18 protein-coding genes and 1 tRNA gene are annotated in these 19,219 nt (G+C 66.0%); 9 read left to right on the top strand and 10 right to left on the bottom strand.

What is annotated here, in order from left to right:
• The first annotated feature begins 51 nt into the window (after positions 1–51).
• Both G7045_RS11780 and pdxA read left to right on the top strand, forming a co-directional pair.
• Positions 52–801 (top strand): Nif3-like dinuclear metal center hexameric protein, encoded by a 750-nt coding sequence (locus G7045_RS11780; RefSeq protein WP_166159819.1) that lies wholly within the window; start codon positions 52–54, stop codon positions 799–801.
• Positions 802–857: 56 nt separating this feature from the next.
• A complete protein-coding gene (pdxA, locus tag G7045_RS11775; protein WP_166159818.1) occupies positions 858–1,910 on the top strand; it encodes a 4-hydroxythreonine-4-phosphate dehydrogenase PdxA in 1,053 nt (350 codons plus the stop codon).
• 1 nt (position 1,911) lies between these two features.
• Here the strand turns inward: pdxA and mscL are convergent, their stop codons facing one another.
• Positions 1,912–2,334 (bottom strand): large conductance mechanosensitive channel protein MscL, encoded by a 423-nt coding sequence (gene mscL, locus G7045_RS11770; protein ID WP_166159817.1) that lies wholly within the window; start codon positions 2,332–2,334, stop codon positions 1,912–1,914.
• Positions 2,335–2,497: 163 nt separating this feature from the next.
• On the opposite strand from mscL, the gene petA reads away from it, so the two are divergent.
• The 6 genes from petA to G7045_RS11740 all read left to right on the top strand — a co-directional run bounded on the left by petA (position 2,498) and on the right by G7045_RS11740 (position 6,629).
• Positions 2,498–3,097: a ubiquinol-cytochrome c reductase iron-sulfur subunit gene (petA, locus tag G7045_RS11765; RefSeq protein ID WP_166159816.1), complete on the top strand. Its 600-nt coding sequence runs from the start codon at positions 2,498–2,500 to the stop codon at positions 3,095–3,097.
• Between the two features lie 15 nt (positions 3,098–3,112).
• A complete protein-coding gene (locus G7045_RS11760; protein WP_166159815.1) occupies positions 3,113–4,528 on the top strand; it encodes a cytochrome bc complex cytochrome b subunit in 1,416 nt (471 codons plus the stop codon).
• A gap of 16 nt (positions 4,529–4,544) precedes the next feature.
• Entirely contained in the window at positions 4,545–5,303 is a 759-nt protein-coding gene (locus G7045_RS11755; RefSeq protein ID WP_166159814.1) for a cytochrome c1, read from the top strand.
• Between the two features lie 99 nt (positions 5,304–5,402).
• Positions 5,403–6,014 (top strand): glutathione S-transferase N-terminal domain-containing protein, encoded by a 612-nt coding sequence (locus G7045_RS11750; RefSeq protein WP_166159813.1) that lies wholly within the window; start codon positions 5,403–5,405, stop codon positions 6,012–6,014.
• A gap of 22 nt (positions 6,015–6,036) precedes the next feature.
• The gene (locus G7045_RS11745; RefSeq protein WP_166159812.1) at positions 6,037–6,522 is read left to right on the top strand and encodes a ClpXP protease specificity-enhancing factor; all 486 of its coding nucleotides are present in this window, start codon (positions 6,037–6,039) and stop codon (positions 6,520–6,522) included.
• Positions 6,523–6,553: 31 nt separating this feature from the next.
• Positions 6,554–6,629 (top strand) — tRNA-Thr (locus G7045_RS11740).
• A gap of 49 nt (positions 6,630–6,678) precedes the next feature.
• On the opposite strand, the gene G7045_RS11735 is transcribed toward G7045_RS11740, so the two are convergent.
• The 3 genes from G7045_RS11735 to G7045_RS11725 all read right to left on the bottom strand — a co-directional run bounded on the left by G7045_RS11735 (position 6,679) and on the right by G7045_RS11725 (position 10,292).
• A complete protein-coding gene (locus G7045_RS11735) occupies positions 6,679–8,238 on the bottom strand; it encodes a glycosyltransferase family 39 protein (protein WP_166159811.1) in 1,560 nt (519 codons plus the stop codon).
• Positions 8,239–8,288: 50 nt separating this feature from the next.
• On the bottom strand, positions 8,289–9,335 hold the full coding sequence (locus tag G7045_RS11730; protein WP_166159810.1) for a serine/threonine protein kinase: 1,047 nt from the start codon (positions 9,333–9,335) through the stop codon (positions 8,289–8,291).
• Between the two features lie 108 nt (positions 9,336–9,443).
• Positions 9,444–10,292, bottom strand: coding sequence for a 3-hydroxybutyryl-CoA dehydrogenase (locus G7045_RS11725; RefSeq protein WP_166159809.1), 849 nt, complete (start codon positions 10,290–10,292; stop codon positions 9,444–9,446).
• Between the two features lie 132 nt (positions 10,293–10,424).
• On the opposite strand from G7045_RS11725, the gene G7045_RS11720 reads away from it, so the two are divergent.
• Complete coding sequence (locus G7045_RS11720) at positions 10,425–12,014, top strand: GMC family oxidoreductase (protein ID WP_166159808.1); 1,590 nt, start codon at positions 10,425–10,427, stop codon at positions 12,012–12,014.
• 11 nt (positions 12,015–12,025) lie between these two features.
• Here G7045_RS11720 and G7045_RS11715 read toward each other — a convergent pair whose 3' ends face one another.
• From G7045_RS11715 to queA, 6 genes are all read right to left on the bottom strand, one after another.
• Positions 12,026–13,639: an enterochelin esterase domain-containing protein gene (locus tag G7045_RS11715; RefSeq protein WP_166159807.1), complete on the bottom strand. Its 1,614-nt coding sequence runs from the start codon at positions 13,637–13,639 to the stop codon at positions 12,026–12,028.
• Positions 13,639–15,771, bottom strand: a complete 2,133-nt coding sequence (locus G7045_RS11710) for a TonB-dependent siderophore receptor (protein ID WP_166159806.1) — start codon at positions 15,769–15,771, stop codon at positions 13,639–13,641. Before G7045_RS11710 ends, G7045_RS11715 begins: the two co-directional genes overlap by 1 nt.
• A gap of 5 nt (positions 15,772–15,776) precedes the next feature.
• Positions 15,777–17,378 (bottom strand): PepSY domain-containing protein, encoded by a 1,602-nt coding sequence (locus G7045_RS11705; RefSeq protein ID WP_166159805.1) that lies wholly within the window; start codon positions 17,376–17,378, stop codon positions 15,777–15,779.
• A complete protein-coding gene (locus G7045_RS11700; protein ID WP_166159804.1) occupies positions 17,375–17,689 on the bottom strand; it encodes a hypothetical protein in 315 nt (104 codons plus the stop codon). The genes G7045_RS11705 and G7045_RS11700 overlap by 4 nt, the downstream gene beginning before the upstream one ends.
• Positions 17,676–17,948: a hypothetical protein gene (locus tag G7045_RS11695; RefSeq protein WP_166159803.1), complete on the bottom strand. Its 273-nt coding sequence runs from the start codon at positions 17,946–17,948 to the stop codon at positions 17,676–17,678. Before G7045_RS11695 ends, G7045_RS11700 begins: the two co-directional genes overlap by 14 nt.
• A 119-nt stretch (positions 17,949–18,067) precedes the next feature.
• Positions 18,068–19,159 carry a tRNA preQ1(34) S-adenosylmethionine ribosyltransferase-isomerase QueA gene (queA, locus tag G7045_RS11690; protein WP_166159802.1) on the bottom strand — a complete coding sequence of 364 codons (1,092 nt, stop codon included), beginning with the start codon at positions 19,157–19,159 and terminating at the stop codon, positions 18,068–18,070.
• Positions 19,160–19,219 lie beyond the last annotated feature (60 nt).

Here is a 19,219-nt window from a genome sequence, read left to right as displayed (position 1 = left end):
AGGGGTGGGAAAGCGCCCATTGTCGGTGATGGCTGGCCGACAATGCCGCGCATGAGTATCTCCCGTACCGAACTGCTGCGCCGCCTCGATGGGCTGCTGCAGCCCGAGCGCTTCAAGGACTACGGCCCCAACGGCCTGCAGGTCGAAGGCCGCGCGCAGGTGGCGCGCATCGTCAGCGGCGTGACCGCCAGCCGCGCCCTGATCGAGGCCGCCATCGCCGCCGGTGCCGACACCTTGCTGGTGCACCACGGCCTGTTCTGGCGCGGCCAGGACGGGCGCGTGGTCGGCTGGATGAAGGAGCGCCTGCGCCTGCTGCTGGCACACGACATCAACCTCATCGCCTACCACCTGCCGTTGGACGCCCACCCCGAGCTGGGCAACAACGCCCAGCTCGGGTGCGTGCTGGGCTGGCAGGCCGAGCAGCGCTTTGGCGAGCAGGAACTGGGCTTTCTCGCCCCCGCCGCCTTTGCCGATGGCGCCGCCCTGGTCGCCCACGTGCAGCAGCGTCTGGGGCGCAGCGTGACGCTGGTGCCGGGCGATGGCCGGGCGCTGCGCCGCGTCGCCTGGTGCTCGGGCGGGGCGCAGGGTTTTTTTGAGGCTGCCATCGCCGCCGGCGCCGACGCATTCCTTACTGGCGAAATCTCCGAGCCGCAGGCGCATCTGGCGCGAGAGACGGGCGTCGCCTTCCTCGCTGCCGGCCACCACGCCACCGAGCGCTATGGCGCGCCCGCCCTGGCGGCGCAGCTGGCCGCCGAGCTGGGCCTGGAGCACCAGTTCATCGACATCGACAACCCTGCGTAATGCTATTATTTTGATAGCTATTGGCGCTTGTAAATAAAGCGCTGGAGCCTGTTTTTATGCCAAATTCTGCCCCCCCTCTGCCGCTGCTCATCACCCAGGGCGACAGCGCCGGCATCGGCCCGGAAACCATCGTGCAGGCGTTTCGGGATGCGCCCGAGCTGCTGCGCGGCTGCTGCGTGGTCGGCGAGCTGGCAACCCTGCGCCGCGCCAGCGCCTGCCTGCAGGCGGCGGGCCAATTGCCGCTGCCCGTGGCGGTGCTGCAGACGCCGGCGCAGGCCTGGCAGGCGCCGCCGCGCTGCGTGCCGCTGCTGCCGCTACCGGGCCTGCCCGGGCCGCAGCCCTGGGGTCAGGTGAGTGCCGAGGCCGGGCGCGCCGCCGCCGACTGCGTGCAGTGGGCGGCGCGGGCCGTGCTGCGCGGCGAAGCCGCCGCGCTGGTGACGGCGCCGCTGCACAAAGAGGCGCTGCACGCCGCCGGCGTGCACTACCCAGGCCACACCGAGCTGCTGCAGGCCGAGGCTGCGCACCACGCCGGCGTGGTGCTGGCGCACATGCCGGTGCGCATGATGCTGGCGAGCGACGAGCTGCGCACGGTGCTGCTGAGCATCCACGTTGCGCTCAGTGCGGCATTGCAAGCTGTGACTTTCGACAATGTGCTGCAGACGCTGCACATCACGCACCAGGCGCTCACGCGCAGCCTGGGGCGCGCGCCGCGCATTGCGGTCGCCGGGCTCAATCCACACGCTGGTGAGGGTGGGCTTTTTGGGCGCGAGGAGATTGATGTCATCGCCCCCGCCGTGGCGCAGGCGCGCAGCGCCGGCCTGGACGTGCACGGCCCGTTGGCGCCTGATACCGTGTTCATGCGCGCGCGCAGCCAGCCGGGGCGCCCGGGGGAGTTTGATGTGGTGTTGGCGATGTACCACGACCAGGGCCTGATCCCGGTCAAGTACCTGGGGGTGGACAAGGGCGTGAACGTGACCCTGGGCCTGCCGCTGGTGCGCACCAGCCCGGACCACGGCACGGCGTTTGACATTGCCGGCCAGGGCCGCGCCGACGCCGCCAGCCTGATCGCCGCTGTGCGCATGGCGCGCCAGCTGGCGGGGGTGGCGTGATTTAGCGCTTGAGGCTGTCGCGGATCTCGCGCAGCAGCACGATGTCCTCGGGCGTGGCGGGTTCGGGGGCCGCCGGGGCTTCGCGCTTCAGGCGGTTGATCTGCTTGATCATGATGAAGATGATGAAGGCCAGGATCAGGAAGTTGACCGCCACGGTGATGAAGTTGCCGTAGGCAAACACCGGTACGCCGGCTTTTTTCAGCTCTGCCAGGGTGCGCGCCGTGCCCTCGGGGATGGTGCCCAGGACGAGGAACAGATTGGAAAAATCGAGCTTGCCAAACACCAGGCCGACTACCGGCATGATGAGGTCAGCGACCACCGAATCGACGATCTTGCCAAAGGCGCCGCCAATGATCACACCCACGGCCAGATCGATGACGTTGCCCTTGACGGCGAACTCACGAAATTCTTTCAACATGCTCATCTGTAGCTCCCGGGTGTTGTTGCGGCGCCAAAAAAAGTTGGCTGGTTGATTTTTGCTTGATGTAGGGCAGCGCCCTGACATCGGACAGCCCCCTATTGACCATTATCACTCCGCTACAATTTGCGGTTGACCCTAATAGCGTTGCATACCGAGGATCCCCCCCATGAGTGAAACTCCGATCGACTCCGGCAAGCGGACGTGGCTGATTGCGTCCGGCTGCGCCGGCGCGGTGGGCGGCGTGGCTGCTGCCGTCCCCTTTGTGAGCACCTTCCAGCCGTCCGAGAAGGCCAAGGCCGCCGGCGCGGCGGTGGAAGTGGACATCTCCAGCCTCAAGCCGGGCGAGAAAATCACCGCCGAATGGCGCGGCAAGCCCGTCTGGATCATCAAGCGCACGCCCGAGCAGCTCGCCGAGCTGCCCAAGCTCGATGCCCAGCTGGCCGATCCCCAGTCCCAGCGCCACCCCGACGAGTTCACGCCGCCGTATGCGCGCAATGAGCACCGCTCGATCAAACCCGATATTCTGGTGGTGGTTGGCATCTGTACCCACCTGGGCTGCTCGCCGATCGATAAATTTGTGACGGGCCCGCAGCCCTCGCTGCCCAGCGACTGGCAGGGCGGTTTCCTGTGCCCTTGCCACGGCTCCACCTTTGACCTGGCAGGCCGCGTGTTCAAGAACAAACCGGCGCCCGACAACCTCGAAGTGCCACCCCACATGTACCTGTCGGAGACCAAACTCCTGATCGGTGAAGACAAAAAAGCCTGAGGGAGGCACTGACAAATGGCTGCTTACCGCGAATTCAAGGAAGTCTCGCCCAACGCCTCGGCTGGCGCGAAGACCATGAACTGGCTGGAAAACCGTTTCCCGACGGCTTTTGACGCCTACAAGGTTCACATGTCGGAGTACTACGCTCCGAAGAACTTCAACTTCTGGTACATCTTCGGCTCGCTGGCGCTCTTGGTGCTGGTGATCCAGATCGTCACCGGCATCTTCCTCGTGATGAACTACAAGCCCGACGCCGCCAAGGCGTTCGAGTCGGTCGAGTTCATCATGCGCGATGTGCCCTGGGGCTGGCTGATCCGCTACATGCACTCCACCGGTGCCTCGGCGTTCTTCATCGTTGTCTACCTGCACATGTTCCGTGGCCTGCTCTACGGTTCGTACCGCAAGCCGCGCGAACTGGTCTGGATCTTCGGCTGCGCCATCTTCCTGGCGCTGATGGCCGAAGCCTTCATGGGCTACCTGCTGCCCTGGGGCCAGATGTCGTACTGGGGCGCCCAGGTGATCGTGAACCTGTTCTCGGCCATCCCCTTCGTCGGTCCCGACCTGGCGCTGCTGATCCGTGGCGACTACGTCGTCGGTGACGCCACGCTCAACCGCTTCTTCAGCTTCCACGTCATCGCCGTGCCGCTGGTGCTGCTGGGCCTGGTGGTGGCGCACTTGCTGGCGCTGCACGACGTCGGCTCGAACAACCCCGACGGCATCGAAATCAAGGGCCCCGGCAAGCCGGTGGACGCCAAGGGCCACCCCCTGGACGGCATCCCGTTCCACCCCTACTACACGGTGCACGACATCTTCGGCGTGAGCATCTTCCTGTTCATCTTCTCGGCCATCATCTTCTTTGCGCCCGAGTTCGGCGGCTACTTCCTGGAGTACAACAACTTCATCCCGGCCGACCCGCTGAAGACGCCCAACCACATCGCTCCGGTGTGGTACTTCACGCCCTTCTACTCGATGCTGCGTGCCATCACCAGCGAAATGATGTACGCCCTGATCGCCTGCGTCGGTCTGGGTGGCCTGTTCGGCCTGCTCAAGGCGCCGGGCGTGTTCAAGGCGCTGAGTGCTGTGGCTGCTGCTGTGGTCATCGCCCTGATGTTCGCTATCGATGCCAAGTTCTGGGGTGTGGTCGTCATGGGTGGCGCTGTCATCATCCTGTTCTTCCTGCCTTGGCTCGACTGCAGCCCGGCGCGCTCGATCCGCTACCGCCCGAGCTGGCACAAGCTGATGTACGCGATCTTCGTGGTGTGGTTCGTGATCCTGGCCTATCTGGGCACGCAAGCACCGTCGCCCGTGGGTGAACGCGTCTCGCAAGTGGGTACCCTGTTCTACTTTGGTTTCTTCCTGCTGATGCCCTGGTGGAGCCGCCTGGGCACGCCCAAGCCCGTGCCTGAGCGCGTGAACTTCAAGCCCCACTGAGCCGGAGACCACCACAATGAAAAAACTGCTTCTCTCTCTGATTGCGGCCCTGGGTATCGTCGGCGGTGCACAGGCGTCTGACGCCGGCGGCATCGCCTGGGACAAGGCCCCGGTCAACACCAAGGATCAGGCTTCGCTGCAAAACGGCGCCAAGATTTTTGTCAACTACTGCCTCAACTGCCACTCGGCCGCCTTTATGCGCTACAACCGCCTGAAGGACATCGGCTTGACTGAGCAGGAAATCAAGGACAACCTGCTGTTCACCACCGACAAAATCGGTGAAACCATGAAGGCAACGATTGATCCCAAGCAGGCCGCCGAATGGTTTGGTGCCAACCCGCCGGATCTGACCGTGATCGCCCGTTCGCGCGCTGGTAGCCAGGGCTCCGGGGCTGACTATCTGTACACCTTCTTGCGTACCTTCTACCGCGACGACACCAAGGCCACCGGCTGGAACAACCTGGCCTTCCCCAGCGTGGGTATGCCGCACCCGCTGTGGCAGATGCAGGGCGAGCGCCGCGCCTTGTTTGACGAGGTGGAAAAAAACGGTGAAAAAACCCATGTCTTTAAAGGCTGGGAGCAGCTCACCAAGGGCAGCATGAGTGAACAGGAGTACGACAAAGCTGTTGGCGACCTGGTCAACTACCTGCAGTGGATGGGCGAGCCCGCCCAGGACCAGCGCAAGAGCCTGGGCCTGTGGGTGTTGCTGTACCTGGCGATCTTTACGGTCATTGCCTGGCGTTTGAACGCGGCATACTGGAAAGACGTCAAATAAGACCTGACGCGCGCCCGCCCGGTTTTCGGGTGGGCGTTGCCTTTGCGGAGTGGGCGCTTTTGGCGTCCCACTCTTTTTGATTTTTAGGAGTCTCTCGCCATGATGGTGCTTTACTCGGGAACGACCTGCCCCTTTTCCCACCGCTGCCGCTTCGTGCTGTTTGAAAAAGGCATGGATTTCGAGATCCGCGACGTCGATCTGTACAACAAGCCCGAAGACATCAGCGTGATGAACCCCTACGGCCAGGTGCCTATCCTGGTCGAGCGCGATCTGATCCTGTACGAGTCGAACATCATCAACGAGTACATCGACGAGCGCTTCCCACACCCGCAGCTCATGCCCGGCGACCCGGTCGATCGTGCGCGCGTGCGCCTGTTCCTGCTCAACTTTGAAAAAGAGCTGTTCACCCACGTGAACGCGCTCGAATCGCGTGCCACCAAGGGCAACGACAAGGCGCTGGAAAAGGCCCGCAGCCACATCCGCGATCGCCTGACGCAGCTCGCGCCCGTGTTCCTCAAGAACAAGTACATGCTCGGCGAGAACTTCTCCATGCTCGACGTGGCGATTGCACCGCTGCTGTGGCGCCTCGATTACTACGGCATCGAGCTGTCGAAGAACGCCGCACCGCTGCTCAAGTACGCCGAGCGCATTTTCTCGCGCCCGGCCTACATCGAGGCGCTGACACCGTCTGAAAAGGTCATGCGCAAGTAAGCGTGCTGCAGTGAGTGTTGCCATGAACGAGCAAGACAGCCCTTCGACCCGCCCCTACCTGATCCGTGCCATGTACGAGTGGTGCAACGACAACGGTTTCACACCTTACGTCGTGGTGCGGGTCGATACCTCGGTGCAGGTGCCGCGCGAATACGTCAAGGATGGCGAAATCGTGCTCAATGTCAGCATGGACGCCACCAGCGCCCTGCACCTGGGCAATGACTACATTGAGTTCAAGGCCCGCTTCGGCGGCCAGCCGCGTGAAATCATCGTCCCGATCAGCCATGTGACAGCGATTTACGCGCGTGAAAACGGCCAGGGCATGGCTTTTCCGCCGCCGACACCGCAGGAGCTGGTCGCCACGCCCAGCGCGCCCTTGGCCATCGCTGGCGAGCGCGACGAGCGCGTGGTGCCGCTGCACCGCGCCGAGACTTCTCCCGAGGGTGACGACGAGCCCCCGACGCCGCCAGCAACGGGCACGCGCCCTGCGCTCAAGCGTGTGAAATAAGCAACGGATTCGGTATAGAATCCGCGCTTTCGCCGGTTTAGCTCAGTTGGTAGAGCACCCGCCTTGTAAGCGGTAGGTCGTCAGTTCGAATCCGACAACCGGCACCATATCAAGGCCGCACAGTTCCCTGAACGTGCGGCTTTTTCTTTGCCCGTCTCATTCGCAGCCGGGCTGCGTCGCCGCCACGATGCCCCAGTCCACCGTCAACTGTGGGCCGTGGGGGCGGGACGTCCAGGGCACGCTGATCTGTCCGTGGGCCTGGGCGCGTGCCATCAGGGCCTGGGTGGCGGCGCTCGCTGGTGGAGTGCCCGGGCTGCGGTCGATGAGCACCAGCAGGTCGCAGCGTGCCAGGGCGTTGGTGTCGATCCAGGGGGCGTGCGCCGGTTCGGCGTTGATGAACACCTGGGGCTGGCTTGGCAGGTGGATGGAGACGTTGCCGGCGAGCCAGGTTTCGCCGGCGAGCACGCGCAGCGGCGTGTGTGCCTGGGCGCGCCAGAGGGTGCCTAGCTGCGCCGCCAGCGCTGGCGCCGGAAAGTTGGAGCGGGCGTTGCGCCCGAGCACGTCCACCAGCAGCCCGCGCCCGAGCGCCAGGCCGCCAGCGAGCAGCAGCTGCGCGCCCAGGCCCAGCAGCACGGTGCGGCGCAGCAGCACCGCTGGCGCTACAGCGGGCAGCCAGCGCAGCAGCAACAGGCCAAAGAGGGCGTAGAACGTCGTCGCCCAGGAGGCGGCCAGGTGCATTCCGCCCAGGCCCAGCAGCAGCGTGATGGCCAGCGGCCCCAGGCCCAGCAGCAGCACGAAGCGGCCTTCTTGCTGCACGCCAGCGGGTGTGCTGTGCGCCACCCTGGGTGCGTGGCGCAGCTGCCAGCGCAGCAGTGCCAGGGTCAGCAGCGCGGGCAGCACGCGGCCGATCTGGGCGCTGCAGAAGTTCCAGAAATCCGTCCAGTGGCTGGCGTTGCCGGCATTGCCGTTTTCCACCGAATCCTGGGCGTAGCGCAGGCTGGCAAAGTCAGACTGCACCAGCCACGCCAGGTGGGGCGCGAGCAGGGCCAGGGCGACGGCGGCGGCGAGCAGCACCGGCGCCCAGGCGCGCAGGCGGTGCATCCGCGCGTCTTGCGCCAGCCACAGGGCGATGGCGGCAAACCAGACCAGGGCGCTGTATTTGGACAGCAGCGTGAGCGCAGCGGCGGCGCCGACGCCGGCCCACAGCAGCCAGCGCTGGTGGCCGCTGGCGCGCACGGCGCTCAGGCTGGCCCACAGCAGCAGGCCCACGGGCAGCAACTGCAGGGTGTTGTGGTTGGCCATGATGCCGCGCAGGCCGTGGTAGGCGACGAGGGCGGTGAGCACCAGGGCGACGAAGGCGCGCAGCGGCGTGGTGACGATGAGGGCGATGCGCCACAGGCACCACAACATGCCGGCGACGCTGAGCTGGGCGGCAAAGAACGTCACCCAGACCTTGCGCCCGAGCAGCTCGGTCCAGAAGTACATCCACCAGGTGGGTGCGGGCGGGTGCTTGTAGTAGCCCCATTGCAGCGATTGCGTCCACACCAGCTGCTCGATGTTGTCCCAGGGCGGGGCGCGGTGGCTCAGGGCCGGCAGCAGCGTCCACAGCAGCAGGTGCAGGGCGATGAAGGCGGCGGCCAGGCGGCCCATGTCGCGGCGGCTGTCGGGGTCGATGTGCCAGCCAAACAGGTTGAGCGTCGGGGCGGTGGGCGGCATGGTGCGGGCTGCGGGCAAAAGGGCGTCAGTGTAATGAGCGTGCGAACACCTTAGGCCGACAGCGGCGGGTGGCGCATGGCGTCGCATTGTCCGTGCAGCAGGCGGGTTTGCTCGCGCCAGTAGTCGGCGCTGCCAAACCAGGGGAAATGCTGCGGGAAGGTGGGGTCGCCCCAGCGCCGCGCCAGCCAGGCGCTGTAGTGGATCAGGCGCAGGGTGCGCAGCGGCTCGATCAGCGCCAGTTCGCGCCGGTCGAAGGGGCGCAGCTGCTCGTAGCCGTCGAGCAGGGCGGCGAGTTGGCGCGTTTGCTGCGCGCGCTCGCCCGACAGCAGCATCCACAGGTCTTGCACCGCCGGGCCCTGGCAGGCGTCGTCCAGATCGACGAAGTGCGGCCCGCCCCCGGGCTCTTGTACCGGCGTCCACAGGATGTTGCCGCCGTGGCAGTCGCCGTGCAGCCGCAGCGCGGTCGCATCTTGTAGGTGAAATTCGGTGCTAACGCCCATATGGTAAGCGCTAGTAGCTATTATTTTTATAGCTTCGTCACAAGCCTGCTGCCACGCGCTGCGCACCTCGGGCGGCACGCAATCGTGCGCCAGCAGCCAGTCGCGCGCCTCCTGGCCCCAGCGCTGCCACGACAGCTGCGGGCGTGCGGCGAAGGGCTGGCGGCTGCCGACCTCGTGCAGCCGGGCGAGGAAGCGGCCCACCCATTCGAGCACCTCGGGGTCGTCGAGCTCGGGCGCGCGCCCGCCGCGCCAGGGGCTGACGGCAAAGGCAAAGCCGGCGTGCTGGTGCAGGCTGCGCCCGGCCAGCACCAGGGGGGCGACCACCGGCACCTCGGCAGCGGCGAGTTGCTGGGCGAAGTCCTGTTCCTCGGCAATCTGCGCCGCGCTCCAGCGCCCGGGGCGGTAGAACTTGGCGACCACCTTGCTGCCGTCTTCGAGCACCACCTGGTAGACGCGGTTCTCGTACGAGGACAGGGCCAGCAGGCGGCCATCGCCGTACAGGCCGACGCTGGCGAGGGCGTCGAGCACGGTGTCCGGGGTCAGGGCGGCGTAGGGGTGGGGGGCGGTGTCGGCAGGGGTATCGGTGCGGTGCGGCATGGGGCCATTGTCATCCCGTGTGCGCAGACGGGTGGATTGGGCATAAAAATAGCTGCTAACGCTTTCTGGTAAAGCGCGAGCAGCTATTAATTTAATAGCAATCTAGGCTCAGTAGGCGTACACGCCACGCCCGCTCTTGCGGCCCAGGCGGCCAGCGGCGACGTATTCCTTGAGCAGCGGGCAGGCGCGGTACTTGCTGTCGCCAAATTCCTTGAGGTACACCTCCATCACCGCCAGGCACACGTCCAGGCCCACCATGTCGGCCAGGGCCAGCGGGCCGATGGGGTGGTTGCAGCCGAGTTTCATGCCGGCGTCGATGTCCTCGGGCGTGGCCAGGCCCTCGGCCAGCACGAAGAAGGCTTCGTTGATCATCGGCACCAGGATGCGGTTGACGACGAAGCCGGGGGCGTTCTTGACGGTGATCGGCGTCTTGCCCAGGCGCTCGGCGAGTTGCTTGACGCGCTCGTGCGTCTCGTCCGAGGTTTGCAGGCCGCGAATGATCTCCACCAGCGCCATCATCGGTACCGGGTTGAAGAAGTGCATACCGATGAAGCGCTCGGCGCGGCTGGTGGATGCGGCGAGCTGGGTGATGGAGATCGACGAGGTGTTGGAGGCGATGATGACCTGCGGCGGCACCAGCGCATCGACCTGCTGCAGGATCTTGAGCTTGAGGGCGTGGTTCTCGGTCGCGGCCTCGATCACCAGGTCGGCCTTTTGCAGGTCTTCATAGCGGGTCGAACCCTGGATGTGCGCCAGCGCCGCGTCTTTGTCGGCAGCGCTGATTTTTTCTTTCTTGATCAGGCGATCGAGGCTGGCGGCGACGGTGGCGATGCCTTTTTGCACTGCAGCATCGGACACATCGACCATCACGACGTTAATGCCCACTACCGCGCAAGCCTGCGCAATGCCGTTGCCCATGGTGCCGGCGCCGATGATGCCTACGGTCTGAATCGTCATATAGAGAAACCTCCTCAAAGTGAAATGAACCCCGAACATGGTATCGGCAATCACCCCGGGCCTCGGTTATCGTGAATCAATCACTCAGGCATTTTTTGCGCGTCGGGTGATCGCGGAGGAGACAGAAAAACCATGTTTGATTTCATTGTGATCGGTGGTGGCTCGGCCGGCGCCGTGCTTGCCGGACGTTTGTCGGAGGATCCGAACACCACGGTGTGCCTGCTCGAAGCCGGGCCGGCAGATAAAAACGTGCTCATCCACTGCCCCGCTGGCTTGGCGGTGGTGGCCAAATTTGAGCTCTTTGGCTGGGGGTTTGAGACCACGCCGCAGCCGGGCCTGAACGGGCGCTGCGGCTACCAGCCGCGTGGCAAGGTGCTGGGCGGCTCCAGCTCGGTCAACGCCATGGTCTATATCCGGGGCCAGCACGCCGATTACGACCACTGGGCCGCGCAGGGCAACCCCGGCTGGGGCTGGAGCGACGTGCTGCCGTACTTTGTGCGCGCCGAACACAACGAGCGCGGCGCCGATGCCTGGCACGGCCAGGGCGGGCCGTTCAACGTCATGGACTTGCGCTCGCCCAACCGCTTCAGCCAGGCGTTTGTCGATGCCGGGGTGCAGGCCGGCTACGTGCACAACCGCGACTTCAACGGCGCCACGCAAGAGGGCGTGGGCATGTACCAGGTGACGCATAAAAACGGCGAGCGCCACAGCGCCGCCAAGGGCTACCTCACGCCGCATCTGGGGCGGCCCAATCTGCAGGTGCTGACGGGCGCGCACGCCACGCGCATCTTGTTCGAGGGCCAGCGCGCCGTCGGCGTCGAATACCACCAGGGCGGGCAGCGCAAGCAGGTGCGGGCGCGGCGCGAGGTGCTGCTGTCGGCCGGCGCGCTGCTCTCGCCGCAGCTGCTCATGCTCTCGGGCGTGGGCCCGGCCCAGGAGCTGCAGCGCCACGGCATTGCCGTGCAGCAGCACCTGCCCGGCGTCGGCCAGCACCTGCACGACCACCCCGACGTGGTGCAGGTGGTGAATGCGCCGCAGCTGACCGATTTGTTTGGCCTCTCCGTGCGTGGCGGGCTCAATGTGCTGCGCGGCGTGATGCAGTGGCGGCGCGAGCGCAGCGGCCCCTTGACCACCAACTTTGCCGAGGCCGGGGGCTTTCTCAAAAGTGCAGCGGACGAGGCGCAGCCGGACTTGCAGCTGCACTTCGTCATTGGCAAGCTCGTCGATCATGGCCGCAAGACCGTGTTTGGCCACGGCTACTCCAGCCACGTCTGCCTGCTGCAACCCAAGAGCCGGGGCAGCGTGCGCCTGGCCAGCAGCGACCCGCTGGCGCTGCCGCTGGTCGATCCGAATTTTCTGGGCCACCCCGACGACCTGGCGCGCATGGTGCGCGGCTTTCAGATCTCGCGGCGCATCCTGCAGCAGCCGGCGCTGGCGCAGTACGGTGGGCGCGAGCTGCAGCGTCTGGCCGCCGCGCAGACCGAGGCGCAGATCGAGCAATACATCCGCCAGTTTGCCGACACCATCTACCACCCCGTGGGCAGCTGCCGCATGGGCCCGGGGCCGATGGACGTGGTGGACGCCCAACTGCGCGTGCACGGCCTGCAGGGCTTGCGCGTGGTCGATGCGTCCATCATGCCGCGCATCGTCAGCGGCAACACCAACGCGCCCACGGTGATGATTGCCGAGAAGGCGGTGGACATGATTCGCCAGGCGGCTTAGGCGTGGCGAACCTATGGGGGGGTGGGCTCCGTGCCGCAGGTGGGGGCCAGCTCAGGCAGCCGCTCGGGGCGTAGCAGCGCCACCAGGCCGCAGGCGAGTGCTCCCTGCCAGTGCAGGTAGTCGTGGCCGGTAGCGTGCTCGCGCTGAATCACGGCGTAACCCTTGGCGCGCAGCACGTCGCTCAGGTGACGGTTGCTCTCCAAAATGCCGTCTTGCCCGCCACGCGCGCTCTCGTAGCGTCCAGCGTCGAGATAAAAACGCACGGCGCCAGCAGCGGGTGCCTTGGCCCAGGCGCGCATCGTCCAGCCAGGTATTTCGCCGGGCGGCGCCCACCAAAAAGAACCCGAGAGGCTGAGCACCCGGCCAAAACGCTGCGGTAGCACCAGGGCGGCATAGGCGGCGGCCAGGCCACCGTAGCTGGAGCCGGCAATCACCGTCGTCTCGGGTGGCTGTGTCAGACCTTGGGCCTGTACCCAGGGCATCAACTCTTCGTCCAGAAAGCGTGCGAAGGCAGGGTTGGGCGGTAGCTCGGTGGTGCGAGCCTCGGGGCTGGGGTTGGCGAGCAGCAGTACGGCGGTGGGGGGAATCAGCCCGTCGGCGATCAGGTTGTCGATGATCGTCGGTGTGGGCACGTCCACGCGATAGGCATGGGCGTCAAACAGTACCAGCAGCGCTTGGGGCACGCTGTTCGCCGGGCGGTACAGCCACAGCGGACGCTGGTTGCCTAGGATGGCACTGTCGATGCGGTGCTGTTCCAGGTGGCCTGCAGCCACGCTGGGGCGCGGCGCGACCCACGGCTGGGGTGGCGCCTGGGGTAGCTCCAGCACGGAAAAGCCCTGGAAGGCATCGAGCGCCGTTTCGGCGAGGGCTGGGAAAGTGTGTCGGTTGAGTTGGTCGCGCTGCGCCGTGGCAAGGATCATGCGGCGGCGATCTTGTGCCGAGCCCTGCACCTGCGGCACGTCGGGGGCGAGGCGGTAGGAAAGGCGCGCCGACAGTGGCATGGCAAAGCTGGCCCACCACACATCGCTCGCCCCCAGCTGCTGCAGCGGGTCGTGGTTGCCCGAGGGACTGCCAAACAGGCGCACGCTTCGTGTCTGTGCGTTACCACGCCACAAAAAGGTGACCAGGGCTTGCCCGTCCGGCAAGGGTTCGACCAAGGGTGTGCCTTCGCGTGCGCGCTCGGCCCAGAAGGCCTCGGTGACGCCGCCTTCGGCCAGGGTCCGCACAAGAGCGCGCAGACGGGGGCTCCCTGGTGCGGTGCTGGCGTGCTCCTCGGGGGCCAGTGGTAGTGCCCGGCGCAGGCGCAGCCGGTAGGGGCCACCCTGTGCTCCTTCGCGTACCTGCAATTGCTGGCCCGGCTGTACTTGCCAGGTAAAGCCTTGGGGGCTGCTGCCTTCGGCCACCAGGCGGCGTAGGTGCTGGCCTTGGGCGTCGAGCAGATCGAGGGCGGCACCAGGAGCATCGAAATCGCCTTGCAGCACCTGGTCAGGGGGCACGGCCAGCGGCCAGCGTTGACTTTGGCCGCTGGCCAGTTGGCCTTGCAGTGTTGCGCCTATGACCAGTGGTGGCTCGGCGGCGTGGAGGTTGAGGCTGGCCAGAGCGGCGAGCACCAGAGCCGTGCGCATCAGAACGCGAAGGTGGCCGCCAGGCGCACGGTGCGCGGTGCCGAGGGCATGGCGTAGCCGTCGGCGAACAGGCCTGTCCAGTCGTTGCGTCCGGTGAGGTTCTCGACGTAGCCATGGAGCGTCACGGGGGTTGCTCCCAGGCGCGTCTTGTACTTGGCGGTCAGGTCGAAACGGTGCCAGCTTGGCAGCTGGAGTTTGTTGGCCGAATCCGCCCACTGGCTGCTGGTGTAAATCAAGCGTCCGCCCAGGCTCAGGCCCTGCACTGGGGTGGCCCAGTCCAGGCCTAGGTTAGCCGTCCAACTAGGTACGCCATAGCTGTCTTTGCCGGTATTGCGTTGCTTGGCCTGCAGGTAGGAAAGGCCACCGAGCCCGTCGAGTGACGGCATGATTTTTCCAAAGACCGTCCACTCGACGCCGCGCAGGCGCTGCTTGCCGCCTTCGTACATTGATTTTCCGTCGGCTGCCGTGATCAGCGTTGGCCGGTCGATCTGGAACAGGCTGGCGGTGTGCGTGAGTGCGCCCTGGCGGTGCTTGAGGCCCAGTTCCACCTGCTGCGTGCGGTAAGGGGCGAAGGACTGACCTTCATTGGTGTAGCCAGCATTTTTTGGCACGATCTGGCCGGGTGAGAGCCCCTCCATGTAGTTCGCAAACAGTGCGGTGTCCTCGCCCCAGGGCTTGGCTACCAGGCCGACCGATGGCGAGATGCGCGATTCGTCGTAGCCGTTGATTTGCTTGACTTTCTGTAGGCGTGCGCCGAGCGTCAGCAGCACGCGGCCATCCACCAGCCCCAGGGTGTCGATCACGGCCAGCGAGCGCAGGTCGTTGTCGGTTGTGATCGGGGCTGGCGTGGGTGCAGTCGGGAAGGGCGGCGTCACGGGTTGGTAAACGTTTTGGTTCCAGCCCTCGGCGGCGCGGCTGCTGCTGCCTTCCTGGTGATTGAGCACCGAGGCCGTGATGCTGAGCTGGTGGCGCACGCTGCCCGTGCTGAACTGGCCGCGCAGGCCCAGCTCGGCGACGCGGTCGCGGGTAATGGTGTCCACGTTGTAGACATAGCCCTTGGCTGCGCCGTTGGCCTGGGTGACGATCATGCGTGTGCCAAACATCAGGCCTTGGCCCCGGCTGTTGGCGGCACCCGCAGCGAGGTAGGCCGTCCAGTCCGGAGTCAGGCGCAGCTCGCTGCGCAGCATCAGGCCATCGTCTGCGTAGGTGCCGTAGGTACCCCGGAAGGCGTTGACGTCGGCATTCGGCACGGCGATGAGCTGGCCCAGTGCCACCACGTTGCCCCGGCGTGTGGCCAGGCCGTACATGGCTTGACTGCCGTTCTTGATTTTTTCCTGGCTGCTGTAGGCATCGAGTGCCAGATTCCAGTCGTCGCCCTGGTAGTCGATGGCCAGTGCGCCCAGGCGCCGGCCCTTGCCCTGGCTGGCGACGCCAGTGTCACCATCGCCATAAGCGCCGTTGAAGCGCAGGCCCAGGCGGCCCTCGGGGCCGAAGCGCCGACCGACGTCGGCATGGGCCTGGACGTAGGTATTGGATGAGTACGAGGTGGTGAGCTCGGTGATCGGTTGGGCTCCGGCGCGCTTTGGGGTGAGGTTGATGGCGCCGCCCAGGTTGTTGTCTGGTGCCATGCCGCCGAGCAAGGTGCTGGGGCCGCGCAGTACTTCCACACGTTCGATCATTTCGGTGGGGATGTGGCCCTTGGGTGCCATGCCGTAGAGGCCGCCATAGGCCACACTCGGGCCGTTCACATCCAGACCTCGGATGCGGAAATGCTCCAGCATGTGGCCGCTGTTGGTGGTGTAGCGTACCGATGGGTCGTTTTGCAGTACGTCGCCCAGGGTGCGGGCTTGTTGTTCCTGGATGGTCTGCTGGGTGTAGGCGCTGGCGCTCACGGGGGCATCCATCAGGTCGGTGTTGCCCAACACCCCCAGGCGCAGGCCTTGAGCTGCCTTGCCGCCTGGGGCCGGGGCCGGCAGGGCCTCCGGGTCGCGTCCGCCGGTGACGGCGACTTCGGGCAGGGTGGCTGTGGCAGCAGGGGTGGGTGTGCCCGTCTGTGCGATGGCCGCAGTGGTCAGGCAGGCGAGGACGGCGGCGCAGGCCAGGGCGTGCGGGGGATACGCGAAGGGTTTCATGTGTGTCAGTTCAGAGCAGGGGTGGCAAAGTCAGTCTGGCTGGTGGGCGTGCTGCGGTGGCGGCCCGTCTGGCGGTGGGTGATCCAGGCCGTGGCAGCGAGCAAGGCTGCTCCGGCGACGGACAGGCCATCGACCCAGGCCAGTCCGTTGGTATAGGGTTTGTCCAGTACCTGGGCCCAGGGGGCCAGGCTGGCCACCAAGGGGATGATGGCGCTGGTCAGCGGAATGAGCGCCGTGGCCAGGGCGGCAAAGGCCAGTAGGCCCACGGTGGCTTGCTGCGCCCCGCGTACCAAAGCCCAGGCCAGGCAGGCGGTGAAGGTGGCGTAGTAGGTGCTGTGCAGCACCGTGTCTGGCGCCAAGGGTGTGGCCCCCAGCCAGCGCGCAGCCACCAGGGCCAGCGAGATGCCTGCTACGCAACCCAGGCTGGCCCCCAGGTTGATGGCGGCGATGGCCCGCACATGGCGCGGCTGCTCCATCACACCAGGCCGCTGGCGCAGGCGCTTGCTGCGGCTCTCGATCCACAGTACGTTGCCGGTATAGAACAGCATCGCCCCCATCACACCCAGCACGGCGTAAAGCAGGCGCACGGGCATACCGCCGTAGCTGCCAAAGTGCAGGGCAAAAAAGCTGACCACTGCGCGCGCCATGGCCGAGCCCTGTCCGGGTGCCGCATTGTTTTGCACCAAGGCACCGGTGGCGGGGTCGAGCACGGCAAAGCCTTCGCGGGGGCGACGTTTGAAGTGTGCGTCATCCGTTCCAGCCATGAAGGCGCTGGCCTTGGGCGTACCCAGGCCCCGGTATTCGATGGCGCTGGCGCTAAAGCCGGGTACGGCGTGGGCGGCATCCCGCACGAGTTGGGTGGGGTTGCGCCAGGCGGTGCGATCGAGCGTGACGGGCGGGCGCTGTGGCTGGGTGCGCGCCGTGACGGAGCGCAGACCCTGGGGGTAGATCAGCGTGCCCTGGGCGGCGTAAATCCAGTCGTGCAGGCAAAACACGGCGGCGGACAGCGCCATCACCACATGAAACGGCAGGCTGGCCACGCCCAGCAGGTTGTGCAGGTCCAGCCACATGCGTTTGGCGTTGCGCCCGATGCGCAGTACGAACAAATCCTTGACCAGCGAAGGCAGTAGTACGACCACGCCGGAGATCAGTGCCAGTGCGTACAAGAGGGCGATGAGGCCGATCACGGGCTCCGCGCTGTCCAGTGCTAGCGGCAGCCCACCCTTGCGGTGCAGGTAATCGACAAAACGCCCCGCCTCACCAGCTGGTGCGGCCACGGGGCGCAGTTGGCCCTGGGCGTCAAGCTCCACCTGTTGGGGCGTAGTGCCCCGTGGGCCCCAGCGCATGAGGGGGGCGGTGTTGGATTCCGAAGGCAGCACCAGTGTGGCATTTTCTATGCTGGGGTGTGCGGCAAAGAAAGCAGCGACCAGGGCATCGCCATCCTGGCTGGCGTTGTTGCGGGCAGGCTCGGCACGGCTCCAGTGCGTGATTTCGGGAACGAACATGGACAGTGCCCCGGCGTAAAAGGCAATGAACAGCAGCGTGCCGGCCAGAATGCCCGTCCAGGTGTGAACCGACAGGTAGTTGCGCAGCGTTGCGGCTTTCATGCCTGCACCGCCCGCAGCAGGCCCCAGACCAGGGCGTTGCCCGTGAGCAGAGCGGCCCAGAGGACGCGCTTGCTGGGTGCTAAAAAGGCCAGGCTGACCACTGTGGCCCATAGCGGCGGTACGGCCCACATGGTGACTTGGTAGGTGGAAATGTCGTTGAGCGAATCAGCAGCCCAGGGCGCGTGATAAACCAACGCACCACTGAGCCAGATGGCCAGCGGCATTGCCAACAAGGCCGCCACCAAGCCGTGGTGCAGCAAGTCCAGTGGTGGACTCTGGCGGACAGTTTTGTGCGTTTTAGTGGCGGCCATGGCGGGCCTCCTGGCGGCGTTGCCAGCCCAGCAGGGCTGCCATGCAGGGCAGGGTGGTCATCAGCACCACGGTGACGATGGCCCAGGCCTCAATATCGCCCACCTGCTTTTGCAGCAGCAGGGTCGCTCCCAGGGTAAACAACAAAAACAAAAACCAACCCCTGGCACCAGTGATGCGGGTGGCGGCGCGCTCAGTGGCGCACAAGGCGGCCCCACTGGCCAGCAACAAGGCCAAGAGGGTGACAAAAGGCACAGTCATGGTGCAAGTGCACCGACAACAGCCCGGTGCGCGGAAAATTAATGAATGGTAATGATAATTGTTCCTATTGGCGATTGTGCGGAGTTGTGGAAAAAATACGGCTGCAGAAAATCGACGTGCTACGGCCTGTGGCGCGCCAGCAGCATGGCATCGCCATAGCTGAAGAAGCGATAGCGCTGCGCCACCGCATGGCGGTACAGCGCCATGGCGTGCTCGTAGCCGGTGAAGGCGCTGACCAGCATCAGCAGCGTGCTCTTGGGCAGGTGGAAGTTGGTCAGCAGCATGTCCACCACCTGGAACTGGTAGCCGGGGGTGATGAAGATGCTGGTGTCGCCGCTGGGCTGGCCGCTTTGGGCCCATGATTCGAGCGTGCGCACCGTCGTCGTGCCGACGGCAACGATGCGCCCGCCGCGCTGGCGGCAGCGTTCGAGCGCGGCCAGGGTGGCGGGCGGCACCTCGTACCATTCGCTGTGCATCCGGTGCTCGGCCAGGTTCTCGGTTTTGACGGGTTGGAACGTGCCCGCGCCCACGTGCAGCGTGACGCTGGCGCGCTCCACGCCCCGCTCTTGCAGCGCGGCGAGCACGCCGGCGTCAAAGTGCAGCGCGGCGGTGGGCGCGGCGACGGCGCCGGGCTGGCGGGCGAACACGGTCTGGTAGCGCTCGGCATCCTCGGCGGCGTCGGGGTCGTGGGCGGCGTTTTGCTGGCGTGCGATGTAGGGCGGCAGCGGCAGGTGGCCGTGCTGCTGCATCAGCTCCCAGGGTGTCTCGCCTTGCGGGCCTTGCAGCGCGAGGCGAAACAGCGGGCCGTCCGCCTCGGGCCAGCGCCCGAGCAAGGTGGCATCAAAGCCGCCGCTGTGCGCGCCGCCGGCCATGTGCAAGGTGGCGCCGCTCTGGGGCTTTTTGCTCACCTTCATGTGCGCCACGACTTCGTTGCCGCCGAGCACGCGCTCGATCAGCAGCTCCAGGCGGCCGCCGCTGGCCTTCTCGCCAAACAGGCGCGCCTTGAGCACCTGGGTGTCGTTGAACACCAGCAGATCGCCCGGCTGCAGCAGGCCGGGGAATTCACGAAAAATGCGGTCGGTGGGGGCCCTGGCGCGGCCGTCGAGCAGGCGTGCGCTGCTGCGTTCGGGGGCCGGGTGCTGGGCGATGAGCAGCTCGGGCAGTTCGAAGTCGAAATCGCTCAGGGTGAAGGTGCGGACAGAAGCGGTCATGGTGCTTGAGGGTCGGACAGACCCGTGCCAAGAGGGCAAAAAAACAGGGCGCGATTGTCG

Origin of the sequence: Acidovorax sp. HDW3 (assembly GCF_011303755.1) — a bacterium.
Taxonomy (GTDB): domain Bacteria; phylum Pseudomonadota; class Gammaproteobacteria; order Burkholderiales; family Burkholderiaceae_C; genus Paenacidovorax.
The sequence above is the reverse complement of the archived record's forward strand: the minus strand, read 5'-3'. Positions and strand labels throughout refer to the sequence as shown.